The organism is Rhizobium sp. B230/85 (assembly GCF_019355735.1).
Lineage (GTDB): Bacteria > Pseudomonadota > Alphaproteobacteria > Rhizobiales > Rhizobiaceae > Rhizobium > Rhizobium rhododendri.
This window is the reverse complement of sequence record NZ_CP072156.1, coordinates 888,915-906,225: the sequence shown is the minus strand read 5'-3', so window position 1 is coordinate 906,225 and position 17,311 is coordinate 888,915. Positions and strand designations below refer to the sequence as shown.

20 protein-coding genes are annotated in these 17,311 nt (G+C 60.6%); 11 read left to right on the top strand and 9 right to left on the bottom strand.

Translation table 11 applies throughout. The annotated features are described in order from the left end of the window. Positions 1–68 precede the first annotated feature (68 nt). Genes J5289_RS04270 through J5289_RS04255 form a run of 4 tightly spaced genes read right to left on the bottom strand, consistent with a single transcriptional unit; the run spans position 69 to position 4,936 of the window. Positions 69–2,351, bottom strand: a complete 2,283-nt coding sequence (locus tag J5289_RS04270) for a hybrid sensor histidine kinase/response regulator (protein ID WP_209187315.1) — start codon at positions 2,349–2,351, stop codon at positions 69–71. 55 nt (positions 2,352–2,406) lie between these two features. Beyond that, positions 2,407–2,919 (bottom strand): signal peptidase II, encoded by a 513-nt coding sequence (lspA, locus tag J5289_RS04265; RefSeq protein ID WP_209182631.1) that lies wholly within the window; start codon positions 2,917–2,919, stop codon positions 2,407–2,409. Next, the gene (locus J5289_RS04260) at positions 2,916–3,776 is read right to left on the bottom strand and encodes an RNA methyltransferase (protein ID WP_209182630.1); all 861 of its coding nucleotides are present in this window, start codon (positions 3,774–3,776) and stop codon (positions 2,916–2,918) included. The genes lspA and J5289_RS04260 overlap by 4 nt, the downstream gene beginning before the upstream one ends. Further along, positions 3,773–4,936 carry a class I SAM-dependent rRNA methyltransferase gene (locus tag J5289_RS04255; RefSeq protein ID WP_209182629.1) on the bottom strand — a complete coding sequence of 388 codons (1,164 nt, stop codon included), beginning with the start codon at positions 4,934–4,936 and terminating at the stop codon, positions 3,773–3,775. The genes J5289_RS04260 and J5289_RS04255 overlap by 4 nt, the downstream gene beginning before the upstream one ends. Before the next feature lie 111 nt (positions 4,937–5,047). Here J5289_RS04255 and J5289_RS04250 point away from each other — a divergent pair, with 111 nt between their 5' ends. Together J5289_RS04250 and J5289_RS04245 are read left to right on the top strand one after the other, a co-directional pair. After that, a complete protein-coding gene (locus J5289_RS04250; protein WP_209182628.1) occupies positions 5,048–5,500 on the top strand; it encodes a carbon monoxide dehydrogenase subunit G in 453 nt (150 codons plus the stop codon). Between the two features lie 78 nt (positions 5,501–5,578). Further along, on the top strand, positions 5,579–5,986 hold the full coding sequence (locus J5289_RS04245; protein WP_142824439.1) for a GNAT family N-acetyltransferase: 408 nt from the start codon (positions 5,579–5,581) through the stop codon (positions 5,984–5,986). A 1-nt stretch (position 5,987) separates the two neighbouring features. Here the strand turns inward: J5289_RS04245 and J5289_RS04240 are convergent, their stop codons facing one another. From J5289_RS04240 to sppA, 3 genes are all read right to left on the bottom strand, one after another. Beyond that, a complete protein-coding gene (locus tag J5289_RS04240) occupies positions 5,988–6,320 on the bottom strand; it encodes a LapA family protein (protein ID WP_209182627.1) in 333 nt (110 codons plus the stop codon). Positions 6,321–6,462: 142 nt separating this feature from the next. Then, positions 6,463–6,768: an integration host factor subunit beta gene (locus J5289_RS04235; protein ID WP_142823847.1), complete on the bottom strand. Its 306-nt coding sequence runs from the start codon at positions 6,766–6,768 to the stop codon at positions 6,463–6,465. Between the two features lie 25 nt (positions 6,769–6,793). Further along, positions 6,794–7,750, bottom strand: coding sequence for a signal peptide peptidase SppA (gene sppA / locus J5289_RS04230; RefSeq protein WP_209182626.1), 957 nt, complete (start codon positions 7,748–7,750; stop codon positions 6,794–6,796). Positions 7,751–7,982: 232 nt separating this feature from the next. Between sppA and J5289_RS04225 the strand changes: the two genes are divergently transcribed. From J5289_RS04225 to ptsN, 6 genes are all read left to right on the top strand, one after another. Continuing rightward, entirely contained in the window at positions 7,983–8,645 is a 663-nt protein-coding gene (locus J5289_RS04225; RefSeq protein ID WP_142829111.1) for an LPS export ABC transporter periplasmic protein LptC, read from the top strand. Between the two features lie 14 nt (positions 8,646–8,659). Beyond that, positions 8,660–9,313, top strand: coding sequence for an LptA/OstA family protein (locus J5289_RS04220; RefSeq protein ID WP_142823844.1), 654 nt, complete (start codon positions 8,660–8,662; stop codon positions 9,311–9,313). Positions 9,314–9,340: 27 nt separating this feature from the next. Further along, entirely contained in the window at positions 9,341–10,135 is a 795-nt protein-coding gene (gene lptB / locus J5289_RS04215) for an LPS export ABC transporter ATP-binding protein (RefSeq protein WP_142823843.1), read from the top strand. 156 nt (positions 10,136–10,291) lie between these two features. Then, positions 10,292–11,854, top strand: a complete 1,563-nt coding sequence (gene rpoN / locus J5289_RS04210; RefSeq protein ID WP_209182844.1) for an RNA polymerase factor sigma-54 — start codon at positions 10,292–10,294, stop codon at positions 11,852–11,854. Between the two features lie 243 nt (positions 11,855–12,097). Then, the gene (gene hpf / locus J5289_RS04205; protein WP_142823841.1) at positions 12,098–12,673 is read left to right on the top strand and encodes a ribosome hibernation-promoting factor, HPF/YfiA family; all 576 of its coding nucleotides are present in this window, start codon (positions 12,098–12,100) and stop codon (positions 12,671–12,673) included. A 67-nt stretch (positions 12,674–12,740) separates the two neighbouring features. Then, positions 12,741–13,205, top strand: a complete 465-nt coding sequence (gene ptsN, locus J5289_RS04200; protein WP_111216405.1) for a PTS IIA-like nitrogen regulatory protein PtsN — start codon at positions 12,741–12,743, stop codon at positions 13,203–13,205. 276 nt (positions 13,206–13,481) lie between these two features. Here the strand turns inward: ptsN and grpE are convergent, their stop codons facing one another. Continuing rightward, positions 13,482–14,117, bottom strand: a complete 636-nt coding sequence (gene grpE, locus J5289_RS04195) for a nucleotide exchange factor GrpE (RefSeq protein ID WP_209182625.1) — start codon at positions 14,115–14,117, stop codon at positions 13,482–13,484. Positions 14,118–14,242: 125 nt separating this feature from the next. After that, positions 14,243–15,331, bottom strand: a complete 1,089-nt coding sequence (hrcA, locus tag J5289_RS04190) for a heat-inducible transcriptional repressor HrcA (RefSeq protein WP_209182624.1) — start codon at positions 15,329–15,331, stop codon at positions 14,243–14,245. 163 nt (positions 15,332–15,494) lie between these two features. Between hrcA and rph the strand changes: the two genes are divergently transcribed. Genes rph through rdgB form a run of 3 tightly spaced genes read left to right on the top strand, consistent with a single transcriptional unit; the run spans position 15,495 to position 17,298 of the window. Continuing rightward, on the top strand, positions 15,495–16,211 hold the full coding sequence (rph, locus tag J5289_RS04185) for a ribonuclease PH (RefSeq protein ID WP_111216399.1): 717 nt from the start codon (positions 15,495–15,497) through the stop codon (positions 16,209–16,211). 16 nt (positions 16,212–16,227) lie between these two features. After that, a complete protein-coding gene (locus J5289_RS04180) occupies positions 16,228–16,641 on the top strand; it encodes a VOC family protein (protein WP_209182623.1) in 414 nt (137 codons plus the stop codon). A gap of 12 nt (positions 16,642–16,653) precedes the next feature. Continuing rightward, positions 16,654–17,298, top strand: coding sequence for an RdgB/HAM1 family non-canonical purine NTP pyrophosphatase (rdgB, locus tag J5289_RS04175; RefSeq protein ID WP_209182622.1), 645 nt, complete (start codon positions 16,654–16,656; stop codon positions 17,296–17,298). Positions 17,299–17,311 lie beyond the last annotated feature (13 nt).

Here is a 17,311-nt window from a genome sequence, read left to right as displayed (position 1 = left end):
AGAAAGTGACATGCTGCGTCGCCAAATGCAAGGCGACGCAGCAGCATCGGAAGCGCTAATTGGCAGCTTTACGACAGTCGTGCGAAGTCGACCGTCATTGCAGCCAGCGTCTCGACCTCCTGGATCAGCCGCTGTGGATCGGCGGGCTTGGCAAGCACGATGCTGGCACCGTTCAAAAGCGCGGCGCGGCGGGTTTCATCGCGGCTATCAGCTGTCAGGACGATGACGGGCACCGGCGACAATCCCTGCCGGCGCTCGTGGGCGCGCAGCCGTCCCAGCATTTCGACCCCGTCGCCACCAGGCATCGACAGATCGGTGACGATGATGTCGGGGCGACTGTGGCCGGCATGCCAGGCCCGGTCGAGCAGGCTCTCGACATCCTGCACGACATCGACGGCGTGTCCCGCCTTGGTGAGTACGGCGCGCACCAGCATGGCATTGACCGGGTCGTCCTCAGCCAAGACGATGGAAATTCCAGTACCCTCGGGAAGCTCGGGCAAGGTCATGAACCCGGGCTGGTTGTCATTGATGGCATCGCGTCGCTCCATACCGCGCATACGGCCGCGCAGGACGTCGATCAGCGACTGCTCGCGCAACGGCCTGATCAGCCAGGCATCGAACATGTCGAATTCCTCTGCGTTGCGCTGCTCCGGCGTCACCAGGAAAATGCGGCGCAGGCCGGGCGCAATGACACCGAGACGATCGGCAAACTGGGAGAGAAACTGCGGCGCCATGCGATTGTCGACGATGACGTCCGTCGGAGGCCCCTCGGCCTCCATCAGCGTATCCAGCGTGAAATTCCCGGCATCGCCGGCCTCGATCAGCCGGCAGGTGCCGCCAAGCATGCGGATGGTCTCTGCTGTGGCCGTGGCGGCGGGACCGTCCGGGGCAATCAGCAGCACGCGGGAGGATTTCAGCATCGTGGCACGATGGTTCCGACTGCGCTGGTCGGCGGGCAGCTCGACCGGGAACCGCACTATGAACTGGCTACCGACGCCTCTTTCGCTGACGACCGACATCCTGCCGCCGAATTCTTCGACTATGCGGGCGGAAATAGTCAAGCCGAGGCCCGTGCCGCCGCTCTTTTCCGAAGCGTCGCCGGCCTGCTCGAATGCGCCGAAAACGCGGGTTTGTTCTTCGGGCGTCATGCCCGGGCCGCTGTCTTGAACTGTAATGACCAAGTCTCCGTCGTCGTAGGCCGCGCGCACCAATACGCCGCCTCTTTGGGTAAATTTGACCGCATTGCCGATGACATTGAACAAAACCTGGCGCAACCGCGCGGGGTCGAAGCTCATCAGCTCGGGAATGTCAGAATGAACGGTCGCGCCGATCTCGATGCCCTTCTCGTGGGCACGGTGGGCCAGCATCTCGACGACGCTCTCGATCAGCCGGCGCAGTGATTCGGCGCGCGGATGGATCTGGAAACGGCCGCTTTCGAGCGTCGAAAAATCCAGCAGGTCCTCGACCAGTTGCACCAGCGCCTGGCCGGATTGACGTATTCCATCCAGGTAGCTTTCCTGCGCGGGGGTCAATCCCGTTTGGCCGATCAAGTGGCTCATGCCCATGATTCCCGACAGCGGCGTGCGGATTTCATGGCTGACGGTGGCGAGGAGCTGGGATTTTGCCGCGCTCTCATGCTCCGCCTTCAGGCGGGCCTGTTCGCGTTCGCGCGTGGCAAGGCGTTGGTCGGTGATGTCGCGAGCAATGCTCTCGATGCGCAACTGGCCGGAGGCTGGATCGCGCATCATAACATCGCGCCAGGAATAGATGCGCTGCCCCTGCGGCGTGGCGATCTCCACATCGTAATGATCGGGCCGGTCGTCCGGTCGGAAGGCAATACCGATCTCGTCGCAGGTCATGCCTTCGGGCCGCGCCTTGCCCGTCACCAGCCGGAACGTCGCATTGGCGTGGAGAATGCGCCGGTTCAAACCGCGCGTAACGGCGATATCACCGAGGGCGTCGTGGATATCCGACAAGAAATTTAGCGGCTGTGCAGGCTGGTGATTGATCGCAGTTGCGCTTGCGTGCGGTTCAGCTGACGCCAACGGTGCTGATCTGGTGACCGACCGGCCGATGACGGCCGCAGACAAAACCGCGAGACCAAAGATGCCGACGACACCTGCCAGGGCTGCGGCGCCTGCCACATAGCCTGCGGCAAGCAACAGTCCACCGGCGACAACACCGGCGCCGCCGAGCCATAAGCGGCCTAAACGGCTTGAGGAGAGCCATGCGTCGGGAGCAGTGAATCCGGCATTGTCCACCGGCGTCACGGCAGGGTTACCCGGCGGCTCGCTCAGGGCCTGCCCGAAGGCCGAAGACAGACGTTTCTGGAGATCTGCCGGTGTGTTCATGGTCTCGAATTACCATGACCACCGTTCTCAACGCCTTCCGGAAACCTTTCAAATTTTAGGTTTTGGGCTTTTTCGGAAGCAGCAGTTCATCGAGAATTACCGCCCCGGCGCCAACCGTAATAAAACTGTCGGCCAGGTTGAAGACGGCAAAGGACCACGTTTCGGTGTGGAACAGGATGTAGTCGATGACGTGGCCGTAGAGAAAACGGTCGACCAGATTACCAAGCGCGCCCGATATGATCAGCGCGAAACCGAGATGGGCAAGCCAGCGATCCTTGGCGGCATGGCGCCAGAGATAGAGCACGAAGACCACGATGATCAACCGCATGCCGACGATCAGCCAGCCGTCCAGGCCCGAAAGCATGGAGAAGGCGACGCCGAGATTGTAGGTGCGATAGAGATCCAGCATCGGAATGACGGGGACGGCCTGCTGCAGCGGCAGGTAATGGTCTACGGCGATCTTGATCGCCTGATCGAGTATGACGGCGATGACGATGAAGATCAGGATCGGCAGCGGCCTGGAGAACAGTGCTTGCCGCTGCGGTGCGGTGGAGCTGACTTCGGTCATCTTGCCTCGCTGAGCGTCAGGACATGTCGGCGGGCCTCAAACAGCATCACGGCTGTCGCCACCGCAAGGTTGAGAGAATCGGCACGTCCCTGTTGAGGAATCCGCGCCAAGGCATCCGCCTGGGTCGCGAGAGCTTCCGGCAGGCCGGATTGCTCGTTGCCCATCAGCAGCACGACGGGCTTCTTCTTGTAGTCGATGGTGCGGTAATCGACGGCACCGGCGAGATGGGTGGCGACGACAGATACGCCGGCATTCTTCTTCCAGGCGAGGAACTCATCGACCGATGCGTGGGTGACGGGCACGGCGAACACCGAGCCCATGGTGGCGCGCACGGTTTCCAGCGAGAACGGGTCGGTCGTCTCGCCGACAAGGATGACACCGGCAGCGCCGGCAGCATCGGCTGTCCTGATGATCGTGCCGAGGTTGCCGGGATCGCGGACGCGGTCGAGCGCCACATAGGTCTCGCCCGCCTTAGGCCGGATGTCCTTCAGGGCCCGCCAGCGCTGATCGAAGATACCAACGACCATTTGCGGATTGTCGCGTCGGGTGATGCTGGACAGCACCTTTTCGTTGACCTCCAGCACGAGCCCGCCGGAGGCCACCGTGCGGGCTGCCATCTTGTCGACAAGCGGCTTGCCCTTGGCGGCCTTGGCATAAACCAGCGTGCGGATGGTCCAGCCGAGCTCGATGGCGTCGATCACCAGCTTCAGGCCTTCGGCCATGAAGGTACCGGTTTCCTGACGCGCCTTCTTGTCGGTCAGCGCCTTGATGTCCTTGATGATGGGATTGGCAAGCGAGGTCACTTCCTTGACCTGGCCGACCCGGCGCGCGCCCGTGTCGCGAAAATCGTCGTTCATTGCGGCACCCAGCGGCTGAAAAGAGAAGTGGAGAGCGCCCTGCCCGGCTGCTTGCCGTCGAGGCCGGTCTCGCGGATGACCAGTTCGCCGGATTCAACAACGCCGGCGGCACCGCGCATGGTTTCGCGCATCAGCTCATGGATCGAGTAGAAGCTTGCACGGATCGAATAGGCGGTCAGCACGAGGCCGAGGGCGTCGGGCGACAGGATTTGCCGGCAGATATCCAGCATCATCGGCAGATGCTCGAACAGGTGCCAGACTTCGCCATTCGGGCCGCGACCAAATTTCGGTGGATCGGTCAGGATGATGTCGTAGGTATTGCCGCGCCGTTCCTCGCGCAGGATGAACTTCATGGCATCCTCGCAGATCCAGCGGATCGGCAGCTTCTCCATATGACCGAGGGCCTGGTTCTCGCGACCCCAGCCGATCGCCTTCTTGGAGGCATCTACATGGGTGACCTCTGCACCGGCACGGGCAGCCACCAGCGAGGCAACGCCGGTGTAGCCGAACAGGTTCAGCACCTTCAACGGCCGTTTCGACGCCTCGATCTGCTGTTTCATCCATTCCCAGTGAACGATCTGCTCCGGGAAAACGCCGACATGGCGAAACGATGTGAAGCGGCCGTGGAAATCCACGTCGAGCAGTTGCAGCGGCCAGGTTTCGCCGAGCGCTGCGCGCGGAAAGCGCCAGCGGCCCATGCCGTCTTCTTCCGTATCCCCGGTGAAGATGGCGTCGGCATTCTCCCAGACCGACGCAGGCAAAGTCGGCGGCCAAAGCGCCTGGGCCTCCGGGCGAACGATCCGGTAAGGGCCGTATTGCTCGAGCTTCAGGCCATTGCCCATGTCGATGAGATGGAAATCGCCAGCGCCCGAGGATTCCAGGATGATCGGCACGCGCTCCGGCGGTCGCTCGCCGCTGCGCACCAGCAATGGACGCTCGGCAGCGGCGGGTCCACCTTGAGTTTCGGCGATGCGTTCACTGCGCGCGGCTTCCGCACGGGGCGGCGCTTCGCGGGGGCGCTCGTCGCGCACCGGCCTCGTGTCACGCGCCGGTTGGGGATAGGGCTTGGCGCGGCCGCTCGGGGCGTCCGTGCGCGGGGCTTTGCCACCCGGGCCAGCGCTCGACCGTTGTCCAGGCCGGCGTTCCTTTTGTTTCACCATTGTTGTCTCGATATTGACGTCGGCGTGCAAATAGCATCTGGGCGGCTCTTGGCAAAGCGCTTTCCGATCTGCAATTGTCGGCCGAAGTGCAGGCCTAAAGGGAGATGAACGATGGACATGACCGGCGAAGTGCGGATTTCCGCATCAAGAGATGCCGTGTGGGCCGCGCTCAACGACCCCCAGATCATCAAGCAATGCATTCCACGCTGTGAAAGCTTCGAACGCGTGTCGCCGACGGAGTTTGTCGCGCTGATCAAATTCCGCATCGGCCCGCTGTCCGCCTCGTTTCATGGGGATGTTAAGCTCTCCGACATCAATGCACCCGACAGCTACACCATCGAGGGCGAAGGCAGGGGCGGCATCGCCGGCTTTGCCAAGGGCGGCGCCGACGTCGTGCTCGAGGCAGACGGCGCGGAGACAATCCTGCACTATACAGCGCGCGGCGAGATCGGCGGCCGGATCGCCCATATGGGCTCGCGACTGATCGATTCCAGCGCCAAGAAACTGGCCCAGCAATTCTTCGATGACTTCAACGCTGCAATCAATGGCAAGATCGAAGCTTAAAGACAGGCTCTATCCCAAGGCATCCGCTTGACGACACGACAATGGAATATCCGACCGGCGGTCGATGGCGATCAGCCGATGCTTTCAGATATCTATCTGAAGGCTCGGCGCGCGACATTTACCTGGGTCGATCCCGCCCGCTTCCTCCTCGAAGACTTCGCCACTCACTCGAAGGGCGAAAGCATTTTCGTCTGTGAGGATGCTGATGGGACGATTGCAGGGTTTATCGCTATTCTCGATGCGGACGCGTTCATCCACATGCTCTACATCCGCGCGGAATGGCAGGGCGCCGGAGCGGGAACGGCCTTGCTGCAGGCATTGCCCGGATGGCCACGGCGGCGTTACCGCCTGAAATGCCTGGTGAAGAACAAGGCTGCCCGGAGCTTTTACGAGCAAAGAGGGTTTGTCGTGACCGGCCTCGGTACGTCCGCCGAGGGCGACTACAACGACATGGTGTTCAGGCCGGTTACAGACTGGAATTTGTAATTCACTTTACCGGCAGATGGCCGGCGATCTGTTCGGCGCGATTGCGATGGCGGTCAGCCTCGGCCTGCCAACGGACGGCCTCGCGGGCTTCCGTGCGGGCACGTTTACGATAACGCCCCTGCGTGAACCACGTCGCTGCCGAGCCAATCACCATGCCGAGAATCAGTGTCACGAAAAGGAACACGAACAACGGTGCGCTAAGAGACAGGACCTGATCTTCGGGGCGAAACGGATTGAACGCCATCGTCACGAGCTGCCGGTTGGCGACGCAGAAGATGATGAGGATGATGCCGATTGGCAGCAGCACCAACAGGTTGACGATCTTCTTTGCCATTCACAGTCTCCTTGTCGACGACAGGCAATCTAGCGCTACCGTTATTAGGCGCCATACCGGCTTTCTGAAGTTCCTCTTCATCCCGGCGACAGGATAAGAACGATTGGGGCAACTTCAAGAGGCAACGGCTTGGATAGCGGTCTCAGCTGTCGTCGTCTTCGTCATGGCTGCCAGGATTGAGGCGCTCGCGGAGCTCCTTTCCAGTCTTGAAGAACGGTACCCATTTTTCCTCGACGAAGACCGTATCGCCGGTGCGCGGGTTGCGGCCGGAGCGCGACGGGCGGTTTTTAACCGAAAAAGCGCCGAAACCACGCAGCTCGACCCGGTTACCGCCAGCCAGGGCATCCGTGATCTCGTCGAGGACCGCATTGACGATATTCTCGACGTCACGGTGATAAAGATGCGGATTTCGCGCCGCAACGATCTGCACCAATTCCGATTTGATCACGGTGGCCCCCTAAATCATTGATTTATCAATGCGCATCACCCTGCCAAACAGAAAGCAGGCCGTCAAGAAACAACTTCTCGGACAACAGCTTCTGCGCGCCATCACCCTTAATAAAATCGCCATAACCGAGCAATGTGATGAGATCGGCCGCAGCGCCGGGCAGGAAGAATGGCGATGTGCGGCGTGGCGCATCCCAATCGACGACAGGCAAGTCCTTGGCGACCTTTCGCGTTTCGAGATAGGCGCGGATGTCATCGTCGCCGCCGAGACTGTCGACCAGCTTGTTTGCCAGCGCCTGACGACCGGTGAAGATGCTGCCATCGGCCAGCTTCAGGACCTGATCGCGCGGCAATTTACGGCGATCCGCAACGAGATCGACGAACCAGCCATAGCTGTCCATCACCATATTGTTGATCATCGCCTTGGCCTCGTCGCTCGGCGGATGAAACGGCGAAGGCTCGGCCTTCATCGGCGACGACTTGATCGCCTCCATGGAGACACCGAGTTTGTCGAGCAGATCCTTGACCTGAGGATATTGGAGGAGCACGCCGATCGAGCCTGTGATCGAGGTATCGCCGGCAACGATCGTGTCTCCGGCAGCGGCGACGAGGTAGCCGGCGGATGCGGCCATCGTCCGGATATCGGACACGACCGGCTTCTTGGTGGCCACCGCGCGGATAGCCTTGAATATGCGCTCACCGCCATAAGTGGTGCCACCCGGCGATGAAATCGACACGATCAGTGCCTTGACCTGGTTGTCGTCCTCGATCGTCTTCAGGCGCTCCAGAAGTTCCTTGTCATCCTGGATGACGCCGGTGATTGCGACGCGAGCGATCTGCGGCTTGCGGCCGGCACCGAGTTCGCCACCGGCAAAACGATAAAGCGCAAAGCCGAGACCGACCAGCAGGAGGACTGCAACGATGCGCCAGAAGCTTAACTTGCGGCGTAATTGTCGACGGTCCGCAATTGCAGAACTCTCCATGAGGTCCTATTTCCTTTTATGACAATAACCAGATAATCGCCGAGAGCGCGGCGTTGTTAACTTAAAGCAGCATATGGTCGACGGACAGATGACGTCGTCGTTTGCACCCGATGCCTTTTGTTGCCGAAAAAAATGCGTATTGGCAAGCTAATGCAAGCGTGCGAAATGTGATTGCAATCCTGTAAGTGCGCTGCACAAACTGCGCTGCCGGAACCAGAGAGACGGACCGCCGATGTCAAACACTGCCGAATCAACCGGCCCGGGCCGCCAATTGACGCCCGAACTGCGCGCCTACGACGCCGCGGTCGCCAACTCGGGACGTGTCCGCCGACTGAAAATCCTGCTGCCGATCGCAGCCGTCATCATCTCGCTGATTTTCATTACCGTTTCGGTGGTGCGCGCCTACATGCCGGAAAACATCTCGATCCAGGGCGCATCCATCGAGGACGGCAAGATCGTCATGCAGAGACCGGCGATTGCCGGGCGCAACTCCGACGGCATCAACTACTCCATGCTTGCGGAAAAAGCGCTGCAGGACATCAAGAACCCGAACTTGATAACGCTGAAAAACATCAAGGCAGCCATGCCCGTCAGCGACGGTGTCGCGCATGTCACCGCCCTTAGCGGCGACTTCGACCGTGCTGCCGATACCATGAAGCTGACGGAGCCCTTTACCGTCACGCTCGACAACGGCCTGCGTGCGGAATTCAAGGGCGCCTTCCTCGATATCAAGGGCGGATCGCTCGTTACGCAACAGCCCGTCGCAATCTTCAAAGGCCTCGCGTCAATTGTTGCACAGTCGCTCAAGATGACGGATAAGGGAAATGTAATCGAATTCGACGGACAGGTGAAAATGCATATCGATGCTTCCACCATCCACAATACGGGCAGCTAACCGCCGGGCGGACCATGACAAACGATTGTCGCATGCACTTTTCCAACACTGGTCTCCGTCAAGCCGCTCTGGCCGGCGCGATTGGCATTTTCGCGTTGATGACAGCGGTAGGCGCCAGCGCCCAGCAGTCGACCACCACCAAGATGACTGGCCTGAACCTCAACAAGGACCAACCGATCCAGATCGAAAGCGACAAGCTGGAAATCCATGATTCGGAAAGCAACGCCGTGTTCACCGGCAAGGTCAACGTCGTCCAGGGCACGACGACGATGAAGGCCGGGAAGATGATCGTCTTCTACAAGAAGAAGCCGCAGCCGGATGCCAACGGCAAGCCGGCACCCGTGGCCGAAACGAAGAAGCCAGCTGCGGGCAACTCGGTCGTTTCCGGAGATACCGATATCGACCACATCCTGGTATCCGAGAAGGTCTACCTGACCTCCGGCACCCAGACCGCGACGGCCGACAACGGATCCTTCGACATGGCAGCCCAGCTCGCCATCCTCAAGGGCGACAAGGTCATCCTGACAGACGGTCCCAATGTGTTCACCGGCTGCATGCTGACAGTTCACATGGACACCGGCGAAGCTCAGCTCGACAGCTGCGGCGGCCGAGTACAGATCCAGCTCGATCCGAAGTCAAAGCAGCCTGCCGCTGCCAAGACGAACTGATCGCGACTTCGAGTGACAGCGCCAGACATGACCACTAACTTCGGCACCTCCGAGCCGTCGGCCTCGACGCAAGCCCCTTCAGGCGACAAGGCCCGCTATCAGGGCACGCTGATTGCCCGCGGACTGACCAAGACCTACCGGACGCGGCGTGTCGTCAACGGCGTTTCGCTCGTCGTCCGGCGCGGCGAGGCCGTTGGCCTGCTCGGCCCGAACGGGGCCGGCAAGACGACCTGTTTCTATATGATCACCGGACTGGTTCCGGTCGATGAAGGCACCATCGAAATCGATGGCAACGATGTGACGACGATGCCGATGTACCGCCGCTCGCGGCTCGGCGTCGGCTATCTGCCGCAGGAAGCCTCGATTTTTCGCGGACTGAGCGTCGAGGAAAACATCCGCGCCGTGCTCGAAGTGCATATCAAGAGCAAGGACGAGCGCGAAAGCAAGCTCGACGACCTGCTCGAGGAATTCCACATCCGCAACCTGCGCACCATGCCGGCCATAGCCCTTTCCGGGGGTGAGCGCAGGCGCCTGGAAATTGCTCGCGCTGTCGCCACCGACCCGACGTTCATGCTGCTCGACGAGCCTTTCGCAGGCGTCGATCCGATCTCGGTTTCGGACATTCAGAACTTGGTGCACCATCTAACTGCGCGCGGCATTGGCGTACTGATCACCGACCATAACGTCCGTGAGACGCTGGGACTTATCGACCGCGCCTACATCATTCATGCGGGAGAAGTGCTGACGCATGGGCGAGCCCACGACATCGTTAATAATCCTGAGGTTCGCCGGCTCTACCTTGGCGACAATTTCAGCCTCTGATAGATTATTCTGGCACAGAAATTAGCCTCTGCCCCCGACATGCCCTTGACCAAACCCAATAAAAAAGCAATTTTTGGGCCAGTTGGAAAAGGCTGACCGCTTTTAAGCGATAACAGCGTTTTCCAGGAGGGATTGAAGGGGAGTTTTGCGTCCGTCATGGCCTTGTCCGCCAATCTTTTCCTGCGCCAGAGCCAAAGTCTGGTCATGACGCCGCAGCTGATGCAATCCATTCAGCTGCTCCAGATGACACATCTGGAGCTCAACCAGTTCATCGCACTGGAAGTCGAAAAGAATCCGCTGCTCGAATTTTCATCGAATGACGGCGAATTGGGCAGCGGTAACAGCCGCGAGCCTGAAGAAGAGGCACGCGGCGTCTCCGAGGATGGCCGGAGTGAAGATGGCGCCGAGCGGAACTCTGGCGAGCTTGCAAGCGACTGGTACGAGAGCAGCAACACCGGCCATGCCGAACGGCTGAACGACGAGCTCGACAGCAATTTCAGCAATGTCTTTCCCGACGACGGACAGCCGCAGCGCCTGGACGCGCCCGAACTCGTCAGCCAGTGGAAGTCGATGCCCGGCAACACCGAGGCAGCCGAACGCTACGATCTCGACGACTTCGTCGCCGGCCAGATTTCGCTCCGCGACCATCTCAACCAGCAGATACCCTTCGCTTTGCCAGCCAGCGCCGACCGGATGCTGGCCGAGCATCTGGTCGATCAGCTGGACGATGCCGGTTATTTCCGCGGCGAAGTCGCAGAGACGGCTGCGCGCGTCGGAACCGCATGCGCGGAGGTCGAGCGCGTGCTGGCCTGCCTGCAAACCCTCGACCCGCCCGGCGTCTTTGCGCGGTCGCTTTCGGAATGCCTGGCGATACAGCTTCGACAGAAGGACCGGCTGGATCCGGCAATGGCTCAGCTTCTGCAGCATCTGGAGCTCCTCGGCCGGCGCGACTTTGCAACGCTGAAACGGCTCTGCGGCGTGGACGAGGAAGATCTTCTCGACATGATGGCCGAGATCCGCCAGCTTAACCCGAAGCCCGGCAGCAGCTTCGAGACCGGCATGTCCGAAGCCATTACGCCCGACATCGTCGTCCGTGCGGCCCAGGACGGAAGCTGGCAGGTCGAGCTCAATCCGGACACCCTGCCGCGGGTACTGGTCAACCAGTCCTACTTCGCCAAGATTTCGAAGACGGGTGACGACTACTCTTTCCTGTCCGAATGCCTGCAGACCGCGAACTGGTTGACGCGCAGCCTCGACCAGCGTGCCAAGACGATCATGAAGGTGGCGACGGAAATCGTCCGGCAGCAGGACGCATTTCTGGTGAACGGTGTCAGCCAGCTGCGGCCGCTGAACCTCAAGACCGTTGCGGATGCCATCAAGATGCACGAATCGACGGTGAGCCGCGTCACCTCCAACAAATACATGCTAACGCCGCGCGGACTGTTCGAGCTGAAATATTTCTTCACCGTCTCGATCAGCGCCGTCGAGGGCGGCGACAGCCATTCTGCGGAGGCCGTGCGTCATCGCATCCGGCAGTTGATTGTCCAGGAGGCTCCCGACAGCGTGCTGTCGGACGACGACATTGTCGACAACCTCAAGAAGAATGGCGTCGAGCTCGCACGGCGTACGGTGGCAAAATACCGGGAGGCCATGAACATCCCCTCCTCCGTGCAGCGTCGCCGCGAAAAGCGTGCACTGGCCAGGGTTGCAGGCTTCTAGAGCCTCGAATTTCAACCTTTAGGTGTTCATCTGCTTGGGTTCGCGGCGAGCCTGTTGACTCTTCCATGCGGCAGCGCTAGAAGCCCGCCGCAATCGGTGCAAGGCATCACCACACACAGGAATCTCGCTTTTAAGCGCATGTCGGCGACCCAGGCTTTTTGTCAAAGATCGTGCGAAGTGCTTGGATGAGAAGGACGCTTGGCGTAAGCTGACAGGCGCAACCACTACAAAAAGGGAAACTCCATGAGTGTGCGTGTATCCGGTAAACATATGGAAATCGGCGAATCCTTCCGTCAGCGGATCGAAGAGCAGATCGATATGGCAGTCACCAAATACTTTGACGGAGGGTATTCGGGGCAGGTCACGGTGCAAAAGTCCAGCTCGCGCTTCGCGGCGGATTGCAAGCTTCATCTCGACAGCGGCGTCATCCTGCACGCGGCCGGCGAAGCGATGGATCCGCAGTTGGCCTTCGATGCCGCACAGCAGCGGATCGAGAAGCGCCTGCGCCGCTACAAGCGCCGCCTGAAGGATCACCACGCTACCAATCCGGCAGACGATGCTTTTGGTGAAGTCGCTTACACCGTGATGGACGGCATGCCGGATGAAGACCATGAGGTCGCCGAGGATTTCGCGCCCGCAATCATCGCCGAGAGCTCGAAGCAATTGAAGACGATGTCGGTTGCGTCGGCCGTTATGGCGCTCGACATGACCGACGAACCGGTGCTGATGTTTCGGAGCACCGGCAAGGAACTGAACATCGTCTATCGTCGTCATGACGGCAACATCGGCTGGATAGACGCAGCCAGCATCAAGGGCTGAGACAGCACGGAGAGCGGCGGTTCCGCCGCCGCTCTTCGGGAGCATCCCGGCACACGAGGAAAAAAGAATGGCTTTGGCAGATTTGCTGCAGCAAGATGCGATCATCCCTGCCTTGAAGGCAAATTCCAAGAAACAGTTGCTTCAGGAAATGGCGGCCAAGGCCGCCAAGCTGACGGGACTGTCGGAACGGGATATCTTCGAAGTAATCTTGCAGCGTGAACGTCTCGGTTCAACGGGCGTGGGCAATGGCATTGCCATCCCGCACGGCAAGCTGCCAAGCGTCAAGACCATCACCGGCGTCTTCGCGCGGCTGGATTCAGCCGTCGACTTCGAAGCGCTGGACGACCAGCCGGTCGATCTCGTCTTCCTGCTGCTTGCACCCGAGGGCGCCGGCGCCGACCATTTGAAGGCGCTTTCGCGCATCGCCCGCGTGCTGCGAGACCAGGATCTCGTCGCCAAGCTCAGGGCCACCGAATCAGCCTCGGCGATCTACGCGTTCCTCAACGAGGAACAGGCCTCTAACGCGGCGTGACGTTTCTCGTGCCGCGCAAAACTGCGCGGGCCTGAACCAAAGGCTCGCGCCAATCCCTACGGCTGAAATGCATCTCGGTAGGCGCATCCCAACCTCAGTTTTTTGCCTGCCACAGGCCATAAGCAATCGTGCAGCTGCGCGGTTGTAGAGCGTTGAGATGGCAAGAGATGCCCGCGTCGCCTAAAGGCATTGTCGATCCCCGCCGCGAGGGCGGGGATGAGAAGGACTGGAAAGCAGCCAATTGCCATTGAAATCTGGCATTCAGGCTGCTGCAAATCAGGCGTCTTTTTCGTCGAACGGGCTGTTGGCGCCGACTTCCACATCTACGGCCTTCGGACCCCCCTTGGCGACGCCTACCATTGCCGGGCGCAAGATGCGTTCGCCGATGCTGTAGCCATCCTGTACGACCTGCACGACAGTGTTGTTCGGCACTTCCGTGTTGGGGATCTCAAACATTGCCTGGTGGAAATTCGGATCGAATTTCTGGCCGACCGGCTCGAGCTTGCGGACGCCATGGCGCTCGAGGGTGGACAGCATCGAGCGTTCGGTCATCTCGACGCCTTCGATCAGCGTCGACAGGCCCGCATCGGCATTTTCGCGGACGTCGGCCGGGATAGCATCGATAGCGCGGCGCAAGTTGTCCGAGACAGCCAGCATATCGCGCGCAAAGCCTGCGACGGAATAGGATTTGGCATCCTTGACTTCCCGCTCGGTGCGACGACGCAGGTTGTCCATCTCTGCAGCAAGCCGCAGGTAGCGGTCACGAAGCTCGGCATTTTCGCCCTTCAGGACCTCGACGGGATCCGGCTCCGACGGCGCTGTCTCGGCAGCATCGTCCACATCAGGCGCGAACTCTTCGAGGTTCTCGTTGGGCGTTGCGTCGTGTGTATCATTGGTCGTGTCGACGATCATGACGGTCTCCGAATTGCGTGGTCTCTAGGATGTGCCCGATATCGAGGTTTGACTTCGAAAAATCAAGGCTTGCCGATGAAGAAGCGGCGATTTGCCGGCAATCGCCGCGATTGAATGGGGAGGCGCTACAATCCGTTGCGCGAAAGGCGTGAAATCAGCTGGGCGGTATAATCGACCATCGGCACGATCTTGGCGTAGTTCAGTCGCGTCGGGCCAATAACGCCGACGGCACCAACGATCTTATCGTCGCCGTCGCGGTACGGCGCAACGATCAGCGACGAGCCTGACAGCGAAAACAGCTTGTTTTCAGAACCGATGAAAATGCGCACGCCCGGGCCGGTTTCAGCCAGATCGAGCAGTTCGATCAGGCTGTCCTTCTTTTCTAGATCATCGAAGAGCATGCGCAGCCGGTCGAGATCTGCCGCATCGGCGAGGCCATCCAGCAGATTGGCACGGCCGCGGACGATGAGTTGTCCCGGCTTGCTGGCGTCGTCGTCGCCGGACCAGACAGCAATGCCACGCTCGACCAGATCCTGCGAAAGCACGTCGAGTTCGTGGCGCACGTCGTTCTTCAGGGTCTGGAGCTGCTTGCGCAACGTCGGCAGCGTCTGACCGGTCATGTGGGCGTTCAGAAAATTGGCCGCCTCCGTCAACTGCGACGACGTGATGCCGGCGGGTAGCTCGATGATCCGGTTTTCCACCTGATCGTGGTCTCCGACGAGCACGGCCAGCGCCTTGGTCGGCTCCAGGCGGATGAATTCGACATGCTTCAGGACCGGATCGCTCTTGTTGGTGATGACGATACCGGCACCGCGCGAAATGCCCGAGAGCATCTGGCTGGCTCCCGACATTACCGACTGCATCGGCTGGTCGCGGTTGCTGCCGCGGATCTGCCGGTCGATCGTGGCGCGGTCTTCGGCCGAGAGATCGCCGACCTGCATGAAACCGTCCACGAAGAACCGCAGGCCGATCTGGGTCGGCAGCCGGCCGGCGCTGATATGCGGCGAATAGATAAGGCCGAGCTCTTCGAGATCGCTCATCACGTTGCGGATGGAGGCTGGCGAGAGCGAAATCGGGAGCAGTTTCGACAGGCTGCGCGAACCGAGCGGCTCGCCATGCTCGAGGTAGCTTTCGACGATGCGACGAAAAACTTCCTTCGATCTTTCGTCGAGTGCCGAAACGGCGTCCGAAATCGACGATGTCAAAAATCCCATTTCGCCGTGGTGCCCCTACATTGATCCTTTCCAAGTATAGCTGCTCATCCCGCAATGACAAAGGAAAATGCCATCATCGGCGGCCGGCCGGCGCAGGCCGCTTTTTCTTTGCAAAAGCGGGCCGTCAATCGTAGAAGCGGTGCAACACCATCAGGAGTATAACATGCGGCCTTCAGGCAGAAAAACCGACCAGATGCGCAAGGTCTCGTTCGAGCGCAACTTCTCCAAGCACGCCGAAGGCTCGTGCCTGGTCAAGTTCGGCGATACCCATGTTCTGGTGACGGCAAGTCTTGAAGAAAAGACACCGCCATGGCTGCGCAACAGTGGCAAGGGCTGGGTGACCGCCGAATACGGCATGCTGCCCCGCGCCACTGGCGAACGTATGAAGCGCGAGGCCGCCAGCGGCAAGCAGAGCGGTCGCACTCAGGAAATCCAGCGCCTGATCGGCCGCTCGCTGCGTGCCGTTGTCGATCTGCAGGCCCTCGGCGAACGCCAGATCAGCCTCGACTGCGATGTCATCCAGGCGGATGGCGGGACCCGTACCGCGTCGATCACCGGCGCCTGGATCGCGCTGCACGACTGCCTCAAGTGGATGGAAGGCCGCAGCATGATCAAGCTCGACCGGGTCCTCAAGGATCACGTCGCTGCCATTTCCTGCGGTATCTTTGCCAGCCAGCCGGTCATCGACCTCGACTACCTCGAGGATTCCTCGGCTGAGACGGACGCCAACTTCGTAATGACTGGCTCCGGCGGTATAGTCGAGATCCAGGGCACGGCCGAAGGCAAGCCATTCTCGGAAGAAGAATTCCTGACGCTACTCGGCCTCGCCAAGAATGGCTGCACCGAGCTCGTCGCGATGCAAAAGCAGGCGATCGGCTGATCGACGGAGATACCAGATGCCCGTTGCAATAGACGGCATTCTCGAAACGGCGCTCTACGTGGACGATCTCGACGAGGCGGATAGCTTTTACGGGACGATCCTGGGATTGCCCAGGATTACCCGTCAGGGTGATCGGCATGTCTTCTTTCGCTGCGGACCCGGCGTGCTTTTGATCTTCAATCGCGCGGAAACGGTAAAGCCTGCGCCGGCGGGGGCCTTGCCGGTGCCATCCCACGGGACAGCAGGAAGCGGACATGCATGCTTTCGCGTCGCTGCCGACCAGCTTGACGGGATGGTGCAAAGCCTGACAGCCGCTGCCGTCGCCATCGAAGCCGATTTTCTCTGGCCGAACGGAGCGCGGTCGATTTACTTCCGCGACCCCGCGGGCAACAGTCTGGAATGCGCCGAACCCGGCCTCTGGGCGATCTGACAGGAATAGTGCATGCGCAAGCTCGAAACAAAGACCATCGTCGTTGCCAGCCATAATGCCGGCAAGATCCGCGAAATCGCCGACCTGATCGGCCCGATGGGGTTTGTTGCCAAATCTGCTGCCGAACTTGGCTTCATCGAACCCGACGAAACCGGCACGACATTTGAGGAAAATGCCCGCATCAAGGCTCTGGCATCGGCCAAGACCTCCGGCCTTCCGGCGCTCTCCGACGACAGCGGCCTGGTGATCGATGCGCTCGGCGGCGATCCCGGCGTCTACACCGCCAACTGGGCCGAAACAGCCGACGGCAGCCGCGATTTTGCGATGGCGATGCAGAAGGTCGAGACGGCCCTGCAGAAGGTTGGCGCAACGACGGCGGACAAGCGCAGCGCGCATTTCGTCAGCGTGCTCTGCCTCGCCTGGCCGGATGGACACACCGAGCTTTTCCGCGGCGAAGTCGAGGGCACGATCGTCTGGCCGCCGCGTGGCGAGGCCGGCTTCGGCTACGATCCGATCTTCCAGCCATCAGGCTATGACGCGACATTCGGCGAAATGACGGCGCAGGAAAAGCACGGCTGGAAGCCCGGTGACCCGGAAGCACTGTCGCACCGGGCACGCGCCTTCAAGCGCTTTGTCGAAACCGGGCTGGAAGCGTAGGATCGTCCGGTGA